The organism is Rhizorhabdus argentea, assembly GCF_037861105.1.
Taxonomy (GTDB): Bacteria; Pseudomonadota; Alphaproteobacteria; order Sphingomonadales; family Sphingomonadaceae; genus Rhizorhabdus; species Rhizorhabdus argentea.
This window is the reverse complement of the sequence record NZ_JBANFK010000054.1, coordinates 1-2448: the sequence shown is the minus strand read 5'-3', so window position 1 is coordinate 2448 and position 2448 is coordinate 1. Positions and strand designations below refer to the sequence as shown.

The 2448-nt window shown below is 60.7% G+C and carries 3 protein-coding genes; all 3 read right to left on the bottom strand.

Annotated features, from left to right (window positions below; translation table 11 throughout):
* On the bottom strand, positions 1–873 hold an 873-nt coding region (locus AAC645_RS20325), incomplete at its 3' end, for an LLM class flavin-dependent oxidoreductase (protein WP_340318401.1).
* Between the two features lie 123 nt (positions 874–996).
* Positions 997–1383 (bottom strand): EthD domain-containing protein, encoded by a 387-nt coding sequence (locus AAC645_RS20320; protein WP_340318400.1) that lies wholly within the window; start codon positions 1381–1383, stop codon positions 997–999.
* Between the two features lie 52 nt (positions 1384–1435).
* Positions 1436–2386: an SDR family oxidoreductase gene (locus AAC645_RS20315; RefSeq protein ID WP_340318399.1), complete on the bottom strand. Its 951-nt coding sequence runs from the start codon at positions 2384–2386 to the stop codon at positions 1436–1438.
* Between the last annotated feature and the right edge of the window lie 62 nt (positions 2387–2448).

Sequence of the window (2448 nt, the reverse complement as noted above, 5' to 3'; positions counted from 1 at the left end):
CAGGCTGTTCCAATCCGCATTGACGTCGCGCTCACCGCCGACAGGCTCGCCCTCCGCCGCGCGGATCGGATTGATGACGATGCGCGAGGCTCCGGCGGCCGCATATTCGTCGACACGCGCCTTGATCTTCTCAGGGCTTCCCCAGGCGACGATCGCGTCGATCAGTCGATCGCTTCCGCCCTTTTCGAAATCCTCAGGCCCGAAACCGATCTTGGAGTAGGCCGCCTGATAATAGGCAATGGGGATATAGAAGGTCATGAATGCCCGCGCGATCCTGCGTGCTTCGGCGGGATCTTCGCTGAGGATGACCGGGAAATTGGCGGTCACCTCAAGCTCCGGTCCCACATGGGCGCGCGCCTGACGGACATTTTCGACCGGAAGGATCCAGGTGACGATGCCTTGGCCGTGCTTGAGCGCCAGGTTCTGCAGTCCGGGCGCATGGGCCGCGATATGGAGCGGCGCGAGTTCCGCAGGCTTCGGATGGGCAAGCTCCACCTCTTCCATATCCTTGAGATAGGCCGACATCTTCTGCACCTGAGGGGTCCACTGCCCCTTGCGCATGTTGACGATAAATTCGTTCGACGCGCCCAGTCCCATCAGGAAACGGCCGGGATAATATTCGGACAATGTCTCGCGGGCCTGCTGCGCCGCCATCGCATCGCGGCTGTAGACGGTGGCGACGCCGGTCCCGACCTTCAACGTCGTCGTGCTGCCAAGAATGAACGAGGCGGCGAGAAAAGGGTCCCGGCTGAAGGAATCGAGCAGCCAGACGCTTTCATAGCCCAGCGCCTCGACCGAGGTCGCCAGCGCCGAAAGCGCCTTTCCATCCAGATCATAAGCGTGCTGGCTGAGGAGAACTCCGATACGTGGCATGGCTGGCTCCGATAGAATGAAAGGTAGTTAGAGTAGATCGAGCGATAGCGGTGAGTTCCAGAGGGTGGCCGATCCGATCCACGGCTCTCCTGCTGTTCTGCACGCCACGGGGTTGCCAGCTTCCTATCCGTTCAGGCCTGAGCCGAAGAACTCGTCCGCGACGCCTTCCCGCGTGGCCGCGCGGTCGCAAAAGCGCTCTTCGTCCTCGCTGATGATCCGCTGGAACTCGGGATCCTGGCCGATCCTGATAAGCTCTTCCAAAGCCTGCTCATCCTTGATGGTGTAGATGGCGATTGCGTCATAGCAAGTGCCGCCTTCATGGCCGGCATCCGCATCGGCCCGCCCATGGTAGAGGTTGTTGAGGTCTTGCGGATAATAGCGCCTGAAATCCTGGATCAGGTGGCCGATCCGTTCGCCGCACAGCGGGACATGGACATTCTCATAGTGATTGCGAAAATCCTCGAAGGCCATGCCCTCTTTCTTCTTGATAAACAGGATCATCTTTTTCATCGCGAATTCCTTTTGGCGAGGTGCTGATCTGCGCTGCGCACTCGTCGAATGTTCACCCCGACAGTGAGCCGACAGCGACTCCTTCTTCCGCTTCCGGCGACCAGTCCTGCCGGGCGGCCCATTCGCGCAGCGTGATCAGGCGAACGGGAATTTCCGCAAGCAGGGCCTTGGCATCCACTTCGAACGGGCGCAGCGGTGATTCATTGTTGAAGGTGTAGAAGCTGCCCATCGCGTCCGCATAGATGTCGCGCGGCATGAGCGCTTCGAGCCCTACTTCCCCATGGACCCGTGCTCCCCACTCATAGGGATCTTCATATTGATAGGTGATCGGACGTCCCAGGGCCTCGGACAGGATATCGACAACCTCCTCGACCGCCAGGGTTTCGGGGCCGCCGACGGCGATGCGCCGGCCGATCAGGTCGTCACGGGTCAGGACGGCCATCACGAATTTCGCGACATCGTCCATGGCGATCCAGTTCGCCAGCATGCCTGGCCGCTGACAGTAGCGGTAGAGGCCATGATTGACCAGATTGGGCTTGGCGAAGCGCGTCAGCAGATTGTCCATGAACAGCACCGGGCGGATGATGGTGACATCAAGACCCGAGCCCGCGACGATATCTTCCAGCGCCAGAATGCCATCGTAATAATATTCACCGCACGGCTCATCGGGCGCCCACATCATCGAATTATGGACGATCCGGCGAACGCCCGCCTGCTTGGCGGCATCGGCCAGGTTCTGCGCATAGTGCGCCGACTTATCGCCAGCGAGCGATGGAATGGCGCTGAAGATCGCATCGGTTCCGGCAAAAGCCGCGGCCAGCGCATCGACATCGGAAAAATCCGCGCTCACCACGGTCGTGCCGCGAAACTCGTCGCGTTCGAAGATGTCGCTGGTCCGCGAAATCGCGCGCGGCACATGACCCTTTGCAAGCAGTTCGCGCACCTGCGCCTGGCCCATGCGGCTGCTGGCACATAGAACGGCTACTGTTTTCTGGCCTGACATTATGCCTCTCTCCTTGTTGATCAGACCGCCGCGCCCGCGAGATGGCCCTCGCGGATCGCGGT